Source organism: Kribbella sp. NPDC026611, assembly GCF_040638345.1.
Taxonomy (GTDB): domain Bacteria; phylum Actinomycetota; class Actinomycetes; order Propionibacteriales; family Kribbellaceae; genus Kribbella.
On the sequence record NZ_JBEZYC010000001.1, the window covers coordinates 40,065 to 56,619 of the forward strand.

A 16,555-nucleotide genomic window follows, 5' to 3' on the forward strand; every position below is an offset into this window, starting at 1 on the left:
GGAGGGCGATCCGCAGACACGAACTCGATGGAGATTTGCTGTGACAACATCACGCAGAGGGCGGGGGCTCCTCGCAGTCTCCGCCGTCTCCGCGGCCGCGACGGTGCTGGCGATGACCGCCGGCGGCGCCGCCACGGCCGCACAGTCCGCCGGACCCGGTGAGGGCAAGGCGGCGAAGGCGACCGGCAAGGGCATCGCGAGCAAGGAGCGGAAGGGCAACTACGACGCCCGGACGCCGAACGCAAAGACCACTTATGAGCGCGCGGCCAAGGTCGAGCGCAAGGAGACCGCGGCCTCGGAGAAGTTCCGCCAGTCGCTCGGCACCCAGGGTGTTGTCGAGGTCGACCCCAACACCGGTACGCCGGCGCAGGTCACCAAGCTGAACGGCTTCCTGACCGGCAAGAGCGCCAAGAAGGCGACCGACGTCGCGCTCGGCTACGTCAAGGCGCACCCGGAGGTCTTCCACCTGACCGCCGCCGACCTGGGCACGCTGAAGCTGCGCCAGGACTACGTCGACGACCTCGGCACCCACCACATCTCGTGGGTCCAGCAGGTCGACGGCGTCGAGGTGTTCAGCAACGGCCTGAAGGCCAACGTCACCAAGCACGGCGAGCTGATCTCGCTGATGGGTGCTCCGGTGGCCGGTCTCACCTCCCAGGCCCAGGCGCGCTCGGCCGAGGCGGCGCCGAAGGTGTCCGCGGCCGCGGCCCGCAGTACTGCGATCGGGGACATCGGCGGGACGGCGAAGTCCGTGACCGCGAAGACCACCGGTGTCAGCACCAAGTTCAGCAACGGCGACACCGCGAAGCAGGTCTGGTTTCACACCGCCGACGGTCTCCGCAAGGGCTGGCAGACCTACGTCAACGCCGGCGGCACCAAGGTCTACTCGCACGTCATCGACGCGCAGACCGGCGATCTGCTGTACCGGCGGGACCTGTCCAGCAGCGGGGTCGGCGACGCCCTCGTGCAGGACAACTACCCGGGCGCCCCGGCCGGCGGCACCCAGCGGGTCGAGAACCTGATCTACAACAAGTGGCTGCCGAAGAACGCGAAGACGCTGCTCGACGGTACGTCGGTGGCGGCCTGGGCGGACGTCAACGACGACAACCAGCCGAACGCCGGTGAGACCGTCAAGGTGCCGGGCACCAAGACCGGCGGCGAGTACAAGATCGTCCCGTTCCAGTCGAGCAGCTTCTGCTCGGCCACGTTCGTCTGCCTCTGGGACCCGGCGAAGCCGGACTCCTGGAAGACGAACATGAACCAGGACGTGACCAACGCCTTCTACCTGGCCAGCAACTTCCACGACTGGCTGGCCAAGCCGCCGATCAGCTTCACCAAGGCGGCCGGATCGTTCGACACCTCCGGCGGCGACCCGGTCCTGCTGAACGCGCTGGACGGCGCCGCTACCGCCGCCAACGGTGGTCCGGACGCCAACCACATCGACAACGCGAACATGAACACCCCGCCGGACGGTACGCCGCCGACGATGCAGATGTACCTGTTCCACGCGCCGGGCGAGACCGACGCGCAGAGCGGCTACGTCCCCTCCAGCGGTGGCAACGCGGCGGACGTGCTCTACCACGAGTACACCCACGGCCTGTCCAACCGCCTGGTCGTCGACGCCACCGGCAACTCGACGCTGAACAGCATCCAGGCCGGCTCGATGGGTGAGGCGTGGAGCGACTTCTACGCGCTCGACTACCTGGTCTCGCACGGCCTGGAGAAGGACACCACCGCTCCGGGCGAGATCCGCGAAGGCAAGTACCTGACCGACGGCGGCACCATCCGCACCGAGGCCATCGACTGCCGGGTGAAGTCCATCAGCCCGTACTGCGTCGGCATCGACGGCAGCAAGGGCGGCTACACGTACGGCGACTTCCCGACCATCGGCGGCTCGCCGGAGGTGCACTCCTCCGGTGAGGTCTGGGCGCAGACGCTGTGGGACCTGCGCGAGCGGTTCGGACGCGCATACGCGATGAGCATCATCACCCGCGCCATGGAGCTGTCGCCGGCCGACCCGACGATGCTCGACATGCGCAACGCGATCGTCCAGGCCGACCTGGTCGCCAGCGGCGGCAAGAACGCCGGCATCATCTGGACCGTGTTCGCCAACCGTGGCATGGGCTGGTTCGCCGGTGTCCTGGACGGCGGCGACTCGCGCCCGGTCGAGGACTTCCACAAGCCGCCGACGGGTGCGACCACGACCATCTCCGGCACCGTGACGGACAAGGACACCGGCGCCCCGCTGCCCGGCGCCCTGGTCTACATCGGTGGGCACGCCTCCGGCTACGCGGGTGACTACTCCGCCGTGACCGACGCGGCCGGCAAGTACAAGATCACCGGCGTCGCCCCGGGCACGTACGGCAAGTTCGTCGTGGCCGGCACCGGCTACGAGCTCCTGAGCACCGCGCAGACAGTCAAGGCCGGCGGTACGACGGCGAACTTCGCCCCGCGCCGGGACTGGGCGGCCTCGTCCGGCGGCGGTGCGGTGTCCGGCTTCAACGGGCCGGACCTGAGCTCCTTCAACTGTGGCCCGGCGCGCGCGATCGACAACGCCCAGGGCACCGGCTGGGGCAGCACCACCGGCGACGACAACGGCACGCCGACCAACACGATGATCGCCAAGCACGTGGACATCAAGCTGCCGGCGGCCATCACCGTGAACGGCTTCAACGTCGACCCGTCGAACACCTGTGGCGACCCGGGCAGCTCCTCGACCGGCAAGTACCGGATCGAGACGTCGGCCGACGGCACCACCTGGGCGACCGCTCAGGAGGGCGAGTTCACCGCGGCCAACCGCGGCAAGTACAACCCGCTCACCCCGTCCGGCAACACCACCGGCGTGCGCTACGTCCGCTTCTGGATGCTGAGCCCGCAGGTGCCGGACTTCGCCAACAACTGCCCCAACGGTGGATACGGCGGCTGCCAGTTCACCGACATGTCGGAGATCCAGGTCTTCGGCGCGAAGTAACCTGCTGAACAACGGAACCGCGGTGACCGACGCTCGTCGGTCACCGCGGTTCTTTGTCGGTACTGCGGAGAATCAGCGCTCGGTGGACGCCGTCGGCCGGGTGCTGGGCACGTTCGCCGCTCCCAGCGCGACGTACCAGCCGCCGTCCACTCGGCTCAGCGTGAGCGTGAGCGACCTGCAGTTGCCCGCACCCTTCGGTACCGTCACGTCGGCCCAGGCGACGTCGTCACCGAAGCCACCGCGGACGGCGACGCTCGCCGCCGCGAAGTCCGACGTACGGCAACGATCGACGAGCTGCTGCGCGGCCGCCTCACGACCGGACAGCTGCGCGTTGGACGTTTGCACCAACGCGTCCTGGTCCTTCTTGGCCAACGCGTTGAGCGCGTCGTGCGCGACCGCGTCGGCCGTAGGCGCACCGCCGCTGCTCTGGTGCTGCTGCACCAGGATCACGCCAGTCGTCGCGGCGGCCGCCAGCACGAGCCCCGCACCGATCCACCACCTGCGCGCGGGCCGCGTCGAAGGCTCGCCGTCCACCTGCTGACTAGGTACGTGCCGCATAGTAAGTCGTCCCCGGGTTGTGCGAGATGATGATCGACAACGGCGTGTTGTGGGAGTCGTTGGTGTGGTACGACAAGTAGACCATGCTCGAGGTTTTCTGAGTCACGATCATCGCGTGGTTGATCGCGCCGTTGTGGTCCCAGTCGGCCAGCAGCACGTCGGCCCTGAGCAGATACCAGACGCTCGACAGCCAGGAGGTCCGCTTCGGTGCGAAGTGCGACCAGTTCTCCGCTCCGGACCACGTGTAGGTCTGGTTGAGCCGGTTGTACCACCAGTTCGAGCCGCTCCGGTACCAACCGTAGTCGTACGCCCAGCCGCCGTACTTCAGCGCCTGCGAGATGAAGTTCGTGCAGTCGTTGGAGAACGCGCGGTAGCTCGTGTTGTAGATGTCCCAGTAGGTGTTCGCGTAGCTGACCATGCAGCTGTAGCAGTAGCCGGACATCAGCCGGGCTGCCGCGGCGCCGTCGTCCTTGTCGCCGGCGGTCGGCGTCCCGTCCTCCGGGGCGTCGGCCAGTGGGAGGTCGGGATCGGGCTCCGGCTGCTGGTCCTCGGCCTGGTCGCCGGCCGACAGCGGGCCGGGGATGCCGTAGTTGTACTCCGGCACGTCGATCATCGGGCTCGCGCCGAAGGCGGCGGCGTCGACCACGGCGCGGGGAGCGTCGTTCAGGGCGACGGTCTGGTCCGCGCTCGCCGCGCGCATCGAGGCGATCGTCCAGGTCCCGTTCTGCTGGACGAAGGTGAAGACCCGGTCCACCGACTGGGCGGTGTCGACCGGCGCCTCCGGATCGAGCTTGCGGTCGAAGAGCAGCCGGGTCTTCTCGGTGACAGTGGCCTGCACCGATCCGTCCGGCTGGCGCTGGATGGTTGTGGGTACAACGGTGGTCTCGGCGGACGTCCAGCGCTGCTTGTGGGCCTCGAGGTTCTGCCGATCCTTGGCCAGGAACAGGTCCACGGCCTGGGCAACGCGTTGCTGCGGGGCCGACAGCGGGACTGCGGCGATCGATGCCTTGGACAACGGTCGGCCCTGGCTGTCGGAGAGTAGCGCGGCGGTGCGGGACTGGAGGTAGGTCTTGGCGAGCGCGAGCAGCTGGTCCTGGTCGGACTTCGCGACGGCGGCCGGTTGCCCGGCCGGTTCGGCGGCTACGTGAGCCGTCGCCGGTGGCACGCCAACGGCTCCCAGCAGCATCACGCCGAGGCCCCCTGCCAGTAGGCGATTTCTGGAATTGCGCATCTGTTTCCCCTCACTTGTTGGGCGGGCGGAGCCCAATCCGGACCACCGATGCGGGCGGCCAGGGTGAAGGTACGTACGGTGGTCAGACGCCCACAAGGCGTAAAAGGACGGATCGGCCTGCAGGTTGATGCAATTTCGTCACCTGCTGACGGAATTGAGAGCGGCCGCTCTGGTTCTGCCGGTCACTGCTCCGGCGCCGGTTGGGCGGGCGGAACGGTCTGGGCCCAGTCGGCCCAGTCCGCGAGCGAGGTGTACAGCCGGACGGCGGCCTCGATCGTCACGCGCATCGACTGGGTCTGGACGCTGTAGCCGAACTCACCGCGGTCCTTGCGGGCCGCGTAGTCGCGGTACCGGTCCGCGAGCTCGCGGTAGTACCTGGCTTCGGCTTCCAGATGACGTCGGAGTTCGTCGGTCTCCATCAGCCAGAAGAAGAGGGATCGCAGCATCGGCTGCAGCCGCATGGTGTGGTCGACCTCGACGTCGGTGAGCCAGCGTTTCACCTCCGCCACGCCGGCGTCCGTGATCCGGTAGGCCTTCCGGCGGCGCGGGCCCTCGCTCTCGACCTCGACCAGGCCTTCGCCCGCGAGTTTGCCGAGTTCGGCGTAGATCTTGGGGTGCTGGGCGGGCCAGATCGAGCCCAGGACCTCGGTGAAGCGTCGCGCGAGGTCGTAGCCGCTGGCCGGGCCTTCGGCCAGGATGCCCAGCAGGCCGTGCCGGAGTGACATGCCGTCTCCTTCTGTCGGCACCCATCTTGACATGTCCCTCGGGACAGGTGCACGCTCTGTTATGTCCCTTGGGACATGTCCTAGAGGCCATCTGAGGAGTGCGAATATGAATCGAGCAGTGTTCATCACCGGTGCGACGGGTGGGATCGGGGCCGCGGCGGTCGAGCTGCTGCGACGGCGCGGGTTCACCGTGTACGCCGGAGCGCGCGGGCCGGCCGGCTTCGGGCCGGAGGTGCGGGTCGTACCGCTCGACGTCGCGGATCCGGAGAGTGTCGCCGCCGCGGCCAAGCAGGTGGGGACCGAGGTCGAGGGACTCTGGGCGGTGATCAACAACGCCGGCGTGATCGTGCAGGGTCCGTTGGAGTTGGTGCCGGCCGAGGAGTGGCGGCGGCAGCTCGACGTCAACACCCTCGGGCCGGCTTCGGTCGTCCGCGAGTTTCTGCCGCTGATCCGCGCCGGGCGCGGGCGGATCGTCAATGTGAGCGCGTCGACCGGGTGGATCGCGTTGCCGTTGCTCGGCGCCCTCTCGGCCAGCAAGGCCGGGCTCGAGTCGCTCTCGAACGCACTCCGGCTCGAGCTCGCGGTGTGGAAGATCCCGGTCGTCGTGGTCGAGCCGGGCTCGACACAGACCGCGATCTTCACCAAGGCCGGCGAGGCGGAACAGGCCGCGCACGGGCGCATCGACGCCGACCGCCTCGAGCTGTACCGCGGTCACCTCGATGCGTACGCCAAGGCGAGCGCGCGGTTCAAGCCCGGACCGGTGGAGAAAGTTGCCGAAGTCATCGTTCGAGCGGTGGAGGCGTCCCGTCCGAAGCGCCGCTACACCGTCGGCGACGCGCGCACGCTGGGCGCGGTACTGATCCGCCTCCCGGCCGGCCTCCGCGACCGCGTGCTCAGCAACGTCCTCGGTCTCAGCAGTTTGAAGCCGTGACCGCATGCTGGACAACGGACAGTAAGTGCAGTGAATTAGTCTAGTTTCGCGGGTGTGGATGCTGCGGATCGAACGCCGTCGTCCCACTCAGCGGATGGGTGGGGCGGCTACCGAGGCGCGTTCGATCAGGGTCGGCGTGATCGTCGTACGGCGGACGCGGCGGTTGGTGTCGACCGCGGACGTGACGCGGGTGACGACGTCGTTGACCACGTCGTCGAGCGGCCAGTGGAACGTCGACAGTGGTGGCGTGAGCAGCTGGGACATCGGCTGGTCGTCGTAGCCGAGCAGGGAGAGGTCGTCCGGTACGCGGAGGCCGAGCTCGCGGCTGGCGGCGTACACACCGAAGGCCATCGAGTCGGCGAGCGCGAGGATGCCGGTCGGGCGGTTGCTGCCGGAGAGCAAGTTGCGCGCGACCTCGGTGGCGCCGGGCAGGTCGTGCGGGCACTGCAGCAGGCGGATCTTCAGCTTGAGGCTGACGCCGATCCGCTGGGCGATCTCCTCGGCGGGGCGCTCGACCTCGAAGCGACGGGTCGGGCTGAGCACGGCGACCTGCCGGTGGCCGGCGTCCGCGAGCCGGTGCAGCGCCGTACTCACGCCGGTCTCGTTGTCGAACACCACCTCGGACTTCGCCTTCGCGCCGGGCAGCGCGTCGCCGATCGCGATCACCGGCGCCTGCTTGGCGATCTCGGCCCAGGCCTTCGCGGCCGGGTCGATCGGGATCACGACGATCGCGTCGGCGCGGTGGTCGACCAGGTGCTGGGCGAGCTCGAGCTGGCGGTCGGCGTCGCCGGCGGAGTCGATGATCCAGGCGTTGCGGTCCGGGGCGAGCAACTCCCGGCCGAGCGCGGCGGCGAGGCGTTGCTGCCAGAGGTCCTCGAGGGACGCGCAGAGCACGCCGATCGAGCCGCTGCGGCCCGAGGCGAGCGCGCGGGCGACCGGATCGGCCTGGTAGCCGAGCCGGTCGGCGGCGTCCTGGACGCGTTGGCGGGTCTCGGGCGTCCCGTGCAGGCCGCGCAACGCGTACGACACCGCGGCCATCGAGAGACCCGTCTCGGCGGCGATGTCCTTGAGGGTCGGCCTCCGGCTAGTTCCGGACATGTGCCCGACCCTAGCCGGATCCATGGACAGAAACTTGACAAAGGGCTCTTTGAAGCGCTTCACTCTATAACTACTGAAGCGCTTCAATCTGATCAAATCGGCGAGGGGAGAGGGCGATGATCGACGTCCACCAGCACCTCTGGCCGGAGGAGTTCGTCGACCGGCTGCGGGCGCGCCGCGAGCCGCCGTACCTCGACGGCTGGACGTTGCACACCGCCTGCGAGGCGCCGTACGCCGTTGATCCGGCGGCGCACGAGGCGGACAAACGCGCCGCTCTGGAACGCGATGCCGGTACGTCGCTCGCGCTGGTGTCGCTGTCGAGCCCGCTGGGGATCGAGGAGCTCGGGGACGGTGCGCTCCTCGACGCCTGGCACTCGGGTGCGGCGACGCTGCCCGAGCCCTTCAAGGCGTGGGCTTCCGTCGATCTGCGGACTCCCGAAGCTGAGCTGGAATCCCTTCTGGACAAGGGTTTTGTGGGTGTGCAGCTTCCGGCGCATGTGCTCGGCACTCCGGCCGGGTGGGAGCGCCTCGGTGAGCTGCTCGCGATCGTCGAGCGCGCCAACAAGCCGATCCTCGTTCACCCCGGCGTTGCCACGGCCGCCGGCGAGACTGCGGGGTGGTGGGCGCCGGTGGTCGACTACACCAGTCAGCTGCAGGCGGCTTGGTGGGCGTGGCACTGCTTCGGCGGACGGCGTACCTATCCAACCCTGCGGCTGTGCTTCGCGGCCGCCGCCGGGCTCGCGCCGGTGCACCACGAGCGACTGGCCGCTCGCGGGGGCCGGCTCGGGACCATCGACCCCAACCTGTACGTCGACACCTCGAGCTACGGCCCGCAGGGAATCGACGCGGTCGCGCGGGTCCTCGGCATCGACCAGGTCGTGCACGGCACCGACCGGCCGTACGCCGGGATCACCGACCTCCGCCAGGGCGACGCCGCGACCGCGGTGATCCGCCACGACAACCCGTACCGGCTGCTGTACGGCGCCGGTAGGACTCCTGAGAGGGGAGTGCAGTGACTGCCCAGCCAATCATCGACCCTGTCGTACCGGCGCGCGCGGCCAGCCGGCTCGTGGAGCTCAACACCTGTCTGTCGCTGGACAACCTTCCCGGCCGGGACCTGACGCCGGAGGAGCTGTCCGAGCTCGCCGCGTCGGTGGCAGCTCAGCCGCACTTGTGGGAGGACCAGGTCGCCTACAGCGACGAGGAGCGGGTGTTTGCGTCGCTGCACCGCGATGCGAACGTCGACGTCTGGCTGATCTGCTGGACCCCGGTCAACGACACCGGCTGGCACGACCACGACGTCTCCTCCGGCGCGGTCGCGGTCGCCCGCGGCAAGCTCGTCGAGCACAACCTCGCCATCGGCACCGAGTCCATCGAAACCGAGGTCACCGCCGGCGACGTCTACGGCTTCGGCCCCGACCACATCCACCGCCTCACCGGCCTCGACAAAGGCAGCGTCACCGTCCACGCCTACAGCCCACCCCTGTGGCGCATGGGCCAGTACTCAGTCAAGAACGGCGTCCTCAAACGAGTCTCAGTCTCCTACGCCGACGAACTCCGCCCCCTGGACTGACCCCAGCCGCACCGGCCGCCAACGCAGCAGCCCCGTGCGTTCGAGGGGTTATCCGTTGGAGTTGAGGGTTCGCCCTTGGTATGCGAGGGGAGAAGGCTCACTTCGAGCGGTTATCCCCTCGTGTTGCGCACGGCGGGTTGGGCGTACGGCGGGGTTGGGGGTCCGGCGGGCCGTGCCACCTGACACGGTCCGCCGGGCGGGTTCAGCTACTTGCGGAGGAGGCCTAGTAGGCCGTGGGTTTCTTGGTCGGGGCCGGCTGAGAACCAGAGGGCGTCGGTGCCGCCGGTGGTGGGGGTGCCTTGGAGGAGGGCCCAGAGGCCGTCGATGGTCAGGGTCTTGCCGTCGGGGGTGTGGACCTGGCCGGTGAGCTTGAAGCGGCCGTGGGGCCTGGGCTCGAGGATGTTGATGTGGCCGTCGCCGAAGTTGCCGACGAGGAGGGTGCCGGCGGGCTGGCCCCACGCGGTCGGGGCGAGTGCCAGGCCCCAGGGTGCGTTGAGCGGGCCGTGGGAAGCGACGCGGGTGACGAGCTTGCCGTCGACGGTGTACTCGTCGACGAAGCCAAGGCCGCGGCCGGCGAGGCTACGGCCGGTCTTCGGGTCCGGCTTGGCGTACGTCACGAAGATCCGGCCGCCCAGCGTCTGCACGTTGAACGGCGCATACCCACGCGGCAGCGTGAAGTCCCGGAACGCCCACCGCGGCAGCTTCACCGGCGCGAACATGCTGTCGAAGACATCGATCCGCCCCTGCGCGAAGTTCGCCGCGAACAAGCGGTCGGCCATCGGCGAGATGGCCAGACCGGTGTACGCCGCACCCGGCGTGGTCGCCTTGATCTGGGCCGCACCGATCAGCGGCGTGACCGGCGGACCCCAGGCGGCGATCTGCCCGGTCAGCGTGGCGAAGATGAAGCGGGCCGGCGCGCTCGCCGTACCGTTGCTGAGGACGAAGTTGGTGCCCGGGTTGTTGACCTGCCCGGTCGGCAGCGGCACGTCCACGCGGACCATCGACGACTTGGTCGCGGCCGTCGCGCCGGGAGCGGCGGAGTACAGCGTGGACGCCGACATGTTGGTGTCGGACACCCACAGCGGCGTGGTCGCGCCGAGCGACAACCCCCACGCGTTGACGAGGTCCGGGTCCTGCAGCGGAGCCTTTCCGGCCTGGTCGGACACCAGGTTCACCTGCTGTACGGCGAGGTCGTGCGACGAGCCGTGGCGGTAGCCGTGCGCGCCGGCTGTCGTCGGCGTGACGAGTGCGAGGCCGCTGACGAGTGCGGTCGCGACCGCGAGCGGGCGGCTCTTCGAGCGAAGCGACATGTCACTTTCCTGTCGGTCGGAAGCTGAACACCTCCCGATACGACCGATTCGCAGGACCGGTTCAACAGCGGTCCAATCACCGGGAAATGGCTATGGAACGGCGTCCTGCGGCGACCTAGAGTCACCAGCATGAGGATCCGGGTGGTGGACGCGTTCGCCGATCGTCCGTTTGCGGGGAATCCGGCCGGAGTCTGTGTGCTGCCGGACGCGGTCTGGCCCGAGGATGCGTGGATGCAGTCCGTCGCGGCGGAGATGCAGCATGCCGAGACCGCGTTCGTGAAGCCGGGCGCCGGCGCGGAGTGGGCGTTGCGGTGGTTCACGCCCGTGCTCGAGGTCGACCTCTGCGGTCACGCCACCTTGGCGACCGCGCACGTACTGCGGTCCGACGGACTCGTCACCGGCAAGGCAACCTTCGAGACCCGGAGCGGCGTACTCACGGCGACGCTCGACGACCACTGGATCACGCTCGACTTCCCGGCGAACCGGCCGGCTCCAACCACCACGCCGGACGGTCTGACGGACGCGTTGGGCGTGGGTGATGCCGAGGTCCTCGAGGCGGGCGGACTCAACGATCTCTTCGTCGTGCTGGCCGACGAGGCCGCGGTCCGTGCGCTGACACCCGATCTCGGCCGGCTGAAGACGATCGACCGTCGCGGCACGATCGTCACCGCGGTCGCCGACGCGAGTACGCCGTACGACTTCGTGTCCCGCTTCTTCGCCCCGGCCAGCGGCATTCCGGAGGATCCGGTGACCGGCAGCGCCCACACCGCGCTCGCGCCGTACTGGGCCGAACGCCTCGGGCGGGACGAACTGGTCGGTTACCAGGCGTCCGCCCGAGGCGGCGTCGTGCGGGTCAGCTCGGCCGGCGACCGCGTCCACCTGAAGGGTCAGGCGATCACGACGCTAGACGGAGAACTGCTCGTCTAGGCCCAGGTCTCCGCGTGGGTCGCCACGCCGTTCGGGGCGATCAGTTCGGTGACGACGTCCTCGGCGTCGGCGTCCAGCGACTCGAACGGCGGCTCGGGTACGACGTACGCCCGCGCGCCGGCCACCATCTCGATGCCGGGCAGCTCGAACCACGCCTCGCCGACCTCGCGGCTGATCTCGTAGATCGCCTGCTCGGCCGTCTCGACCGGCTCCTGCTCGCTCTCGTCCAGCTCGGCCGGGTGCCGCTCCTGCGCCGCGCGGCCCGCCTCCAGCAGCGCGTTCAGGTCGACCACCTTCAGGTCGAACCGGGAGACCACACTGATCAGGTGCTCCGGCTCGGTCTCGTCCTCGTCCTCGTCGTCGACCGCGTCGTCCAGCAGCAGCGGCGACGTACCGGTGTGTTCGAAGACCGCGTCGTTCCAGTCCTCGACCAGCCCTTCGAGCGCCGCGTTGTGTTCGTACAGGGTGGCGGCGTCCTCGTCGCCGGTCATCGCCAGCAGCGCCTCGGTGTGGGCGGCCAGCCGCTCGGCCAGCAGCCGGCTGGCCTCGGCGAGCGCGGCCCGGGACTCCGCGGAGAAGAACTGCTCGGCGGGGGCGGTGGTGTCCAGTTCAGTCACGTGCTTGTACTTCCCTTGTCTGTCGACGGCAGGTGCCAGCGTAAGCCAGCGTAAGTATGTGAGAGAGCCGTGAGAGCTCGACCGGCGGGTGTGAGAGGCCGGCCGGCACCTGAGAGCATGACGGTATGAAGCGCGGGTACCTCCGGGTCTACCTCGGTGCCGCGCCCGGTGTCGGGAAGACGTACAAGATGCTGGGCGAGGGGCAGCGGCGGCTGGCCCGGGGCACTGACGTGGTGGTCGGTTTCGTGGAGACCCACGGGCGACAGCACACGGCCGAGATGCTCGAGCCGCTCGAGGTGGTCCCGCGGCGGATCCTCGACTACCGCGGCGCGAGCTTCACCGAGATGGACATCGACGCGGTGCTGGCCCGGCGGCCGGAGGTGGCGCTGGTCGACGAGCTCGCGCACACGAACGTGCCGGGCAGCCGGAACGAGAAGCGCTGGCAGGACATCGAGGAGCTGCTGGCCGCGGGGATCGACGTGATCTCGGCGGTCAACATCCAGCACCTGGAGTCGATCAACGACGTGGTCGAGAAGATCACCGGCGTACCGCAGCAGGAGACGGTCCCGGACCGGGTGGTCCGGGCGGCGGACCAGATCGAGCTGGTGGACATGACGCCGGAGGCGCTGCGGCGGCGGATGGCCCACGGCAACGTGTACGCCGCGGACAAGATCGATGCTGCCCTGGGCAACTATTTCCGGGTCGGCAACCTGTCCGCGCTCCGCGAGCTCGCTCTGCTCTGGCTGGCGGACCGGGTGGATGCGGGCCTGCAGCAGTACCGCGCTCAGCACGACATCGACTCGACCTGGGAGGCTCGCGAGCGGGTCGTGGTCGCGCTGACCGGGGGTCGCGAGGGCGAGACGCTGATCAGGCGTGCGGCCCGGATCGCGGCCCGGTCGTCGGGCGGGGATCTGCTCGCCGTGCACGTGGCCCGGTCGGACGGGTTGACCGGCGCGAACCCGACCCGGTTGGCGGAGCAGCGCAATCTGGTGGAGAAGCTGGGCGGCACGTACCACCAGGTCGTCGGTGACGACGTACCGACCGCGCTGCTCACGTTCGCCCGGGCGGAGAACGCGACGCAGCTGGTCCTTGGCGGCAGCCGGAGGTCCCGGCTGAGCTCCCTGTTCAGCGGGCCGGGGATCGGGTCGTCGACGATCCGGGACTCGGGCGATATTGACGTCCACCTGGTCACCCACTCACAGATGGGTCGCGGCCGGCTGCCGCGGCTGCGCGGGAGTCTGTCGCGGCGCCGGAAGGTCCAGGGCTTCGTCCTGTCGATCGCTCTGCCGCCGGTGCTGGCGCTGGTCCTCGGGCTGGGTGGCGACACGCTCAACCTGACCAGCAACGTGCTGGCCTTCCTCCTAGCTGTGGTCGTGGTGTCGCTGGTCGGTGGCTGGTGGCCGGCGATGGTCACCGCGGTCGGCGGGACGCTGGTGCTCAACTGGTTCTTCACGCCGCCGAAGCGGACCTTCACGATCGCGGACGTGAACAACGCCCTCGCGCTGGCGATCTTCGTCATGGTCGCGGCGATGGTCAGCTCGGTCGTCGACCGGGCGGCCCGCCGTACCAGACAGGCCGCGCGTGCGGCGGCCGAGTCCGAGACGCTGGCGACGCTGGCTGGTTCGGTACTGCGGGGTGAGACGGCGTTGCCCGCTCTGCTGGAGCGCGTGCGGGAGGCGTTCGGGATGACGGGCGCGTGCCTGATGGAACGCGTGGACGACGACGAGCTGACCGAGGTATGGCGACCGCTGGCCTCGGCCGGCTCGCTTACGTGTACTCGCCCGGAGGAAGCCGACGCGGAGATCCCGGCGCGCGAGGACCTCGTGCTGGTGTTGCAGGGTCACCAGTTGGAGGCGGACGAGCGTCGGCTCGTGGGCGCGTTTGCCGCGCACGCCGCCGCGCTGGTGGACCGCGGCCGGTTGAGCGAGGCGGCCGCGGAGGCGAAGCCGTTGGCCGAGGCGGACAAGCTCCGTACGGCGTTGCTCCGGGCCGTCGGGCATGATCTGCGGTCGCCGTTGGCGTCGGCGAAGGCCTCCGTGACGAGCCTGCGCAGCGACGACGTCGACTGGACCGAGGACGAGCGCGCCGAGCTGCTGGAGACGGCGGACGAGTCGCTGGACCGGTTGTCGCGCTTGGTGGACAACCTGCTGGACCTGAGCCGGCTGCAGGCCGGCGTACTGCCGGTGTTCACCCGGCCGATGGCGCTGGACGAGGTCGTGCCGAGCGTGCTGGCGGAGGTAGGCGACGACGCGGACAAGGTGACCGTGGACATCCCGCACACGCTGCCGCTCGTCGAGGCCGACCCGGCGCTGCTGGAGCGAGTAGTGGCGAACCTGCTGGCGAACGCGGTCCGCTACTCGCCGCCGGACCGGCCACCGCTGATCACCGGGAGCGCTTTGGGCGACACCGTCGAGATCCGCGTGATCGACCGCGGGCCGGGGATCCCGCGCGAGGACCGGGACCGCGTGTTCGCGCCGTTCCAGCGACTCGGTGACACCGACAACACGGTCGGGGTCGGGCTCGGGCTGGCCCTCGCCCGCGGTCTCGCCGAGGCGATGCACGGTACGTTGCTGCCGGAGGACACTCCCGGTGGCGGTCTGACCATGGTGGTCTCGATCCCCACCGCCAGCCTGCGCCCGACCGACACCCCGGTACCGGGAGCACGCGAACGTTCTGAGCTGGAGGGTTCGTGACCAGGGTTTTGGTGATCGACGACGAGCCGCAGCTCGTACGGGCGTTGCAGATCAACCTGAAGGCGCGCGGGTACGAAGTACATCTCGCCGGCACCGGTGCATCGGCGCTCCGGGTGGCTGCGCAGTACCCACCTGACCTGGTCATTCTCGACCTCGGGCTGCCGGACTTCGACGGGGTCGAGGTGATCCGCGGGCTGCGCGGGTGGACCGAGGCGCCGATTCTGGTGCTGTCCGGGCGGACCGACCAGACCGACAAGGTCGAGGCGCTGGACGCCGGCGCGGACGACTACGTGACCAAGCCGTTCGGGATCGACGAGCTGCTGGCGCGGATGCGCGCCGTACTGCGCCGCAGCAGCGTCGCCCCCGACGAACCGGTCGTCACCGTCGGCGGCGCGACCGTCGACCTGGCCGCGAAGCGCGTCACGCTCGAAACCGGCGAGGACATCCGCCTCACCCCCACCGAGTGGCACCTGCTCGAAGTCCTGGTCCGCCACCCCGGGAAACTCATGTCCCAACGCCAGCTCCTGACCGAGGTCTGGGGTCCGGGCTACGAGTCCGCCAGCGGAAACCTGCGCTTCTACATGGGCCAGCTCCGCCGCAAACTGGAGCAGGACCCGGCCCGCCCGAAACACCTGCTGACCGAACCAGGCATGGGCTACCGTTTCGAGCCCTGACCCGGCTCAGTAGGGGTCAGTACGGCGTGATGCCCTGGATCGTGATGGCGACGACGTTCGGGTTCTCGCCGATGTGGGCGATGCCGCCGCTCTCGCCGGGCTGGATGGAGATCTGCAGACCGCTGACGTCGGCGGTGTGGCGTTTGCCGTCCAGATTCGTCCCGATCCAGTCGTCGACCTCCGGGTCCGGCTTGCCGTAGGCGAGGTCGGCGACCAGGACGAGATGGGCCTTGATCCGGTTGTACACGTCGCGCGTGACCGTCTTGCCGAAGGCGACGTACCCCCACACCCAGAGCGCGTTCGCACCGACACCCGCGCAGAATGCCTTGTTCTCGTTGGCCGTTCCGCAGGTGCTGTTCGCCATCATCGAGTAGACCTCGGTGCCGCGCGTCCCGACGCAGTCGAACACCCCGTGCACCTGCAGCTCCTTGCAGCTGAGGTGTTGACGTTGGGCGGCCTTCAGTACCTGCGGGACGGTGACGCGGGTCTGGCCGGTGAGCTGGTAGTCGCGCTTCTTTCCCTTCATGGTGAGTTGGAGCTCCCAGCCGTAGTCGTGCAAGCCCTGCTGCGCCGTACCCCAGGTAATGGTCGGACTGGTCGCCGTGGACGAGTGCAGTACGGCGGCGTCCGCGGCCGGCAGCAGCGCCCCGGCGACCGTGTCGACCGCGGTTCGGTAGAGCTTCTGCCACTGCGCGGTGCCTTTGTGGCTGCCTGCGCTCTTGACGTGCACCCACGTCACCTGGTCGTCGACGACCTGCATCGTCACGAGCTGATCGCCACCCGGCGCCTGCGGCTCGGCGAAACACCGGACCACGGTGACGGTAGCCGTGAGGCTGTCATAGCACTTGAACGCGACGCCGGCCAGCGCCGAGGTGACCTTGTTCAGCTGGCCGGCGTGGCTCGCCGACGGCTCTGCGGTGGGGGTTGTCGCCGTAACCGACGTGGACGGTGAGGGATGGGTCTGGGGTGGATCGTCGTTGCCGCGAGTCGTCAACCAGACCACGCCGGCACCCGCTACGAGCAGGACGACGAGACCGCCGATCAACGCGATCAACAGACCCCGGCCGCGCCGGGGCGGTGGTGGTGGCGGTCCCCACTGCGGCTGCTGGGGGTACTGCGGCGGGTATTGCTGCTGCGGCCACTGCTGCTGGGGATACGGCTGTTGTGGATTCTGCGGCTGCTGTGGGTTCCAGCTCATCGACCTACCTCCACCGGCAGGATGGCACGATGCCGGGGCGGTCGATGTC

General features: G+C 69.4%; 14 protein-coding genes. 7 read left to right on the forward strand and 7 right to left on the reverse strand.

Annotated elements, in window-relative coordinates; genetic code table 11:
• The first annotated feature begins 40 nt into the window (after positions 1 to 40).
• Positions 41 to 2,971, forward strand: a complete 2,931-nt coding sequence (locus AB0E69_RS00210) for a M36 family metallopeptidase (protein WP_360137022.1) — start codon at positions 41 to 43, stop codon at positions 2,969 to 2,971.
• Positions 2,972 to 3,043: 72 nt separating this feature from the next.
• On the opposite strand, the gene AB0E69_RS00215 is transcribed toward AB0E69_RS00210, so the two are convergent.
• The 3 genes from AB0E69_RS00215 to AB0E69_RS00225 all read right to left on the reverse strand — a co-directional run bounded on the left by AB0E69_RS00215 (position 3,044) and on the right by AB0E69_RS00225 (position 5,485).
• Positions 3,044 to 3,529 carry a hypothetical protein gene (locus tag AB0E69_RS00215; RefSeq protein WP_360137025.1) on the reverse strand — a complete coding sequence of 162 codons (486 nt, stop codon included), beginning with the start codon at positions 3,527 to 3,529 and terminating at the stop codon, positions 3,044 to 3,046.
• On the reverse strand, positions 3,513 to 4,760 hold the full coding sequence (locus AB0E69_RS00220; protein ID WP_360137028.1) for an amidase domain-containing protein: 1,248 nt from the start codon (positions 4,758 to 4,760) through the stop codon (positions 3,513 to 3,515). Before AB0E69_RS00220 ends, AB0E69_RS00215 begins: the two co-directional genes overlap by 17 nt.
• 182 nt (positions 4,761 to 4,942) lie before the next feature.
• The gene (locus AB0E69_RS00225; RefSeq protein ID WP_360137031.1) at positions 4,943 to 5,485 is read right to left on the reverse strand and encodes a helix-turn-helix transcriptional regulator; all 543 of its coding nucleotides are present in this window, start codon (positions 5,483 to 5,485) and stop codon (positions 4,943 to 4,945) included.
• Positions 5,486 to 5,591: 106 nt separating this feature from the next.
• Here AB0E69_RS00225 and AB0E69_RS00230 point away from each other — a divergent pair, with 106 nt between their 5' ends.
• Positions 5,592 to 6,416 (forward strand): SDR family NAD(P)-dependent oxidoreductase, encoded by an 825-nt coding sequence (locus tag AB0E69_RS00230; RefSeq protein ID WP_360137034.1) that lies wholly within the window; start codon positions 5,592 to 5,594, stop codon positions 6,414 to 6,416.
• Positions 6,417 to 6,503: 87 nt separating this feature from the next.
• Here the strand turns inward: AB0E69_RS00230 and AB0E69_RS00235 are convergent, their stop codons facing one another.
• Positions 6,504 to 7,514, reverse strand: coding sequence for a LacI family DNA-binding transcriptional regulator (locus AB0E69_RS00235; protein ID WP_360137037.1), 1,011 nt, complete (start codon positions 7,512 to 7,514; stop codon positions 6,504 to 6,506).
• A gap of 116 nt (positions 7,515 to 7,630) precedes the next feature.
• On the opposite strand from AB0E69_RS00235, the gene AB0E69_RS00240 reads away from it, so the two are divergent.
• The gene (locus tag AB0E69_RS00240; RefSeq protein ID WP_360137040.1) at positions 7,631 to 8,530 is read left to right on the forward strand and encodes an amidohydrolase family protein; all 900 of its coding nucleotides are present in this window, start codon (positions 7,631 to 7,633) and stop codon (positions 8,528 to 8,530) included.
• Positions 8,527 to 9,087, forward strand: coding sequence for a cysteine dioxygenase family protein (locus AB0E69_RS00245; RefSeq protein ID WP_360137043.1), 561 nt, complete (start codon positions 8,527 to 8,529; stop codon positions 9,085 to 9,087). The genes AB0E69_RS00240 and AB0E69_RS00245 overlap by 4 nt, the downstream gene beginning before the upstream one ends.
• Positions 9,088 to 9,293: 206 nt before the next feature.
• Here AB0E69_RS00245 and AB0E69_RS00250 read toward each other — a convergent pair whose 3' ends face one another.
• Positions 9,294 to 10,397, reverse strand: coding sequence for a TIGR03118 family protein (locus tag AB0E69_RS00250; protein WP_360137046.1), 1,104 nt, complete (start codon positions 10,395 to 10,397; stop codon positions 9,294 to 9,296).
• A gap of 129 nt (positions 10,398 to 10,526) precedes the next feature.
• On the opposite strand from AB0E69_RS00250, the gene AB0E69_RS00255 reads away from it, so the two are divergent.
• A complete protein-coding gene (locus AB0E69_RS00255; RefSeq protein ID WP_360137048.1) occupies positions 10,527 to 11,324 on the forward strand; it encodes a PhzF family phenazine biosynthesis protein in 798 nt (265 codons plus the stop codon).
• Here the strand turns inward: AB0E69_RS00255 and AB0E69_RS00260 are convergent.
• Positions 11,321 to 11,941, reverse strand: a complete 621-nt coding sequence (locus AB0E69_RS00260) for a hypothetical protein (RefSeq protein ID WP_360137051.1) — start codon at positions 11,939 to 11,941, stop codon at positions 11,321 to 11,323. The genes AB0E69_RS00255 and AB0E69_RS00260 overlap by 4 nt on opposite strands.
• A gap of 125 nt (positions 11,942 to 12,066) precedes the next feature.
• On the opposite strand from AB0E69_RS00260, the gene AB0E69_RS00265 reads away from it, so the two are divergent.
• Positions 12,067 to 14,634: a DUF4118 domain-containing protein gene (locus tag AB0E69_RS00265; protein ID WP_360137054.1), complete on the forward strand. Its 2,568-nt coding sequence runs from the start codon at positions 12,067 to 12,069 to the stop codon at positions 14,632 to 14,634.
• On the forward strand, positions 14,631 to 15,308 hold the full coding sequence (locus tag AB0E69_RS00270; RefSeq protein WP_360137057.1) for a response regulator: 678 nt from the start codon (positions 14,631 to 14,633) through the stop codon (positions 15,306 to 15,308). The genes AB0E69_RS00265 and AB0E69_RS00270 overlap by 4 nt, the downstream gene beginning before the upstream one ends.
• Positions 15,309 to 15,324: 16 nt before the next feature.
• Here the strand turns inward: AB0E69_RS00270 and AB0E69_RS00275 are convergent, their stop codons facing one another.
• Complete coding sequence (locus tag AB0E69_RS00275; RefSeq protein WP_360137060.1) at positions 15,325 to 16,506, reverse strand: hypothetical protein; 1,182 nt, start codon at positions 16,504 to 16,506, stop codon at positions 15,325 to 15,327.
• Positions 16,507 to 16,555 lie beyond the last annotated feature (49 nt).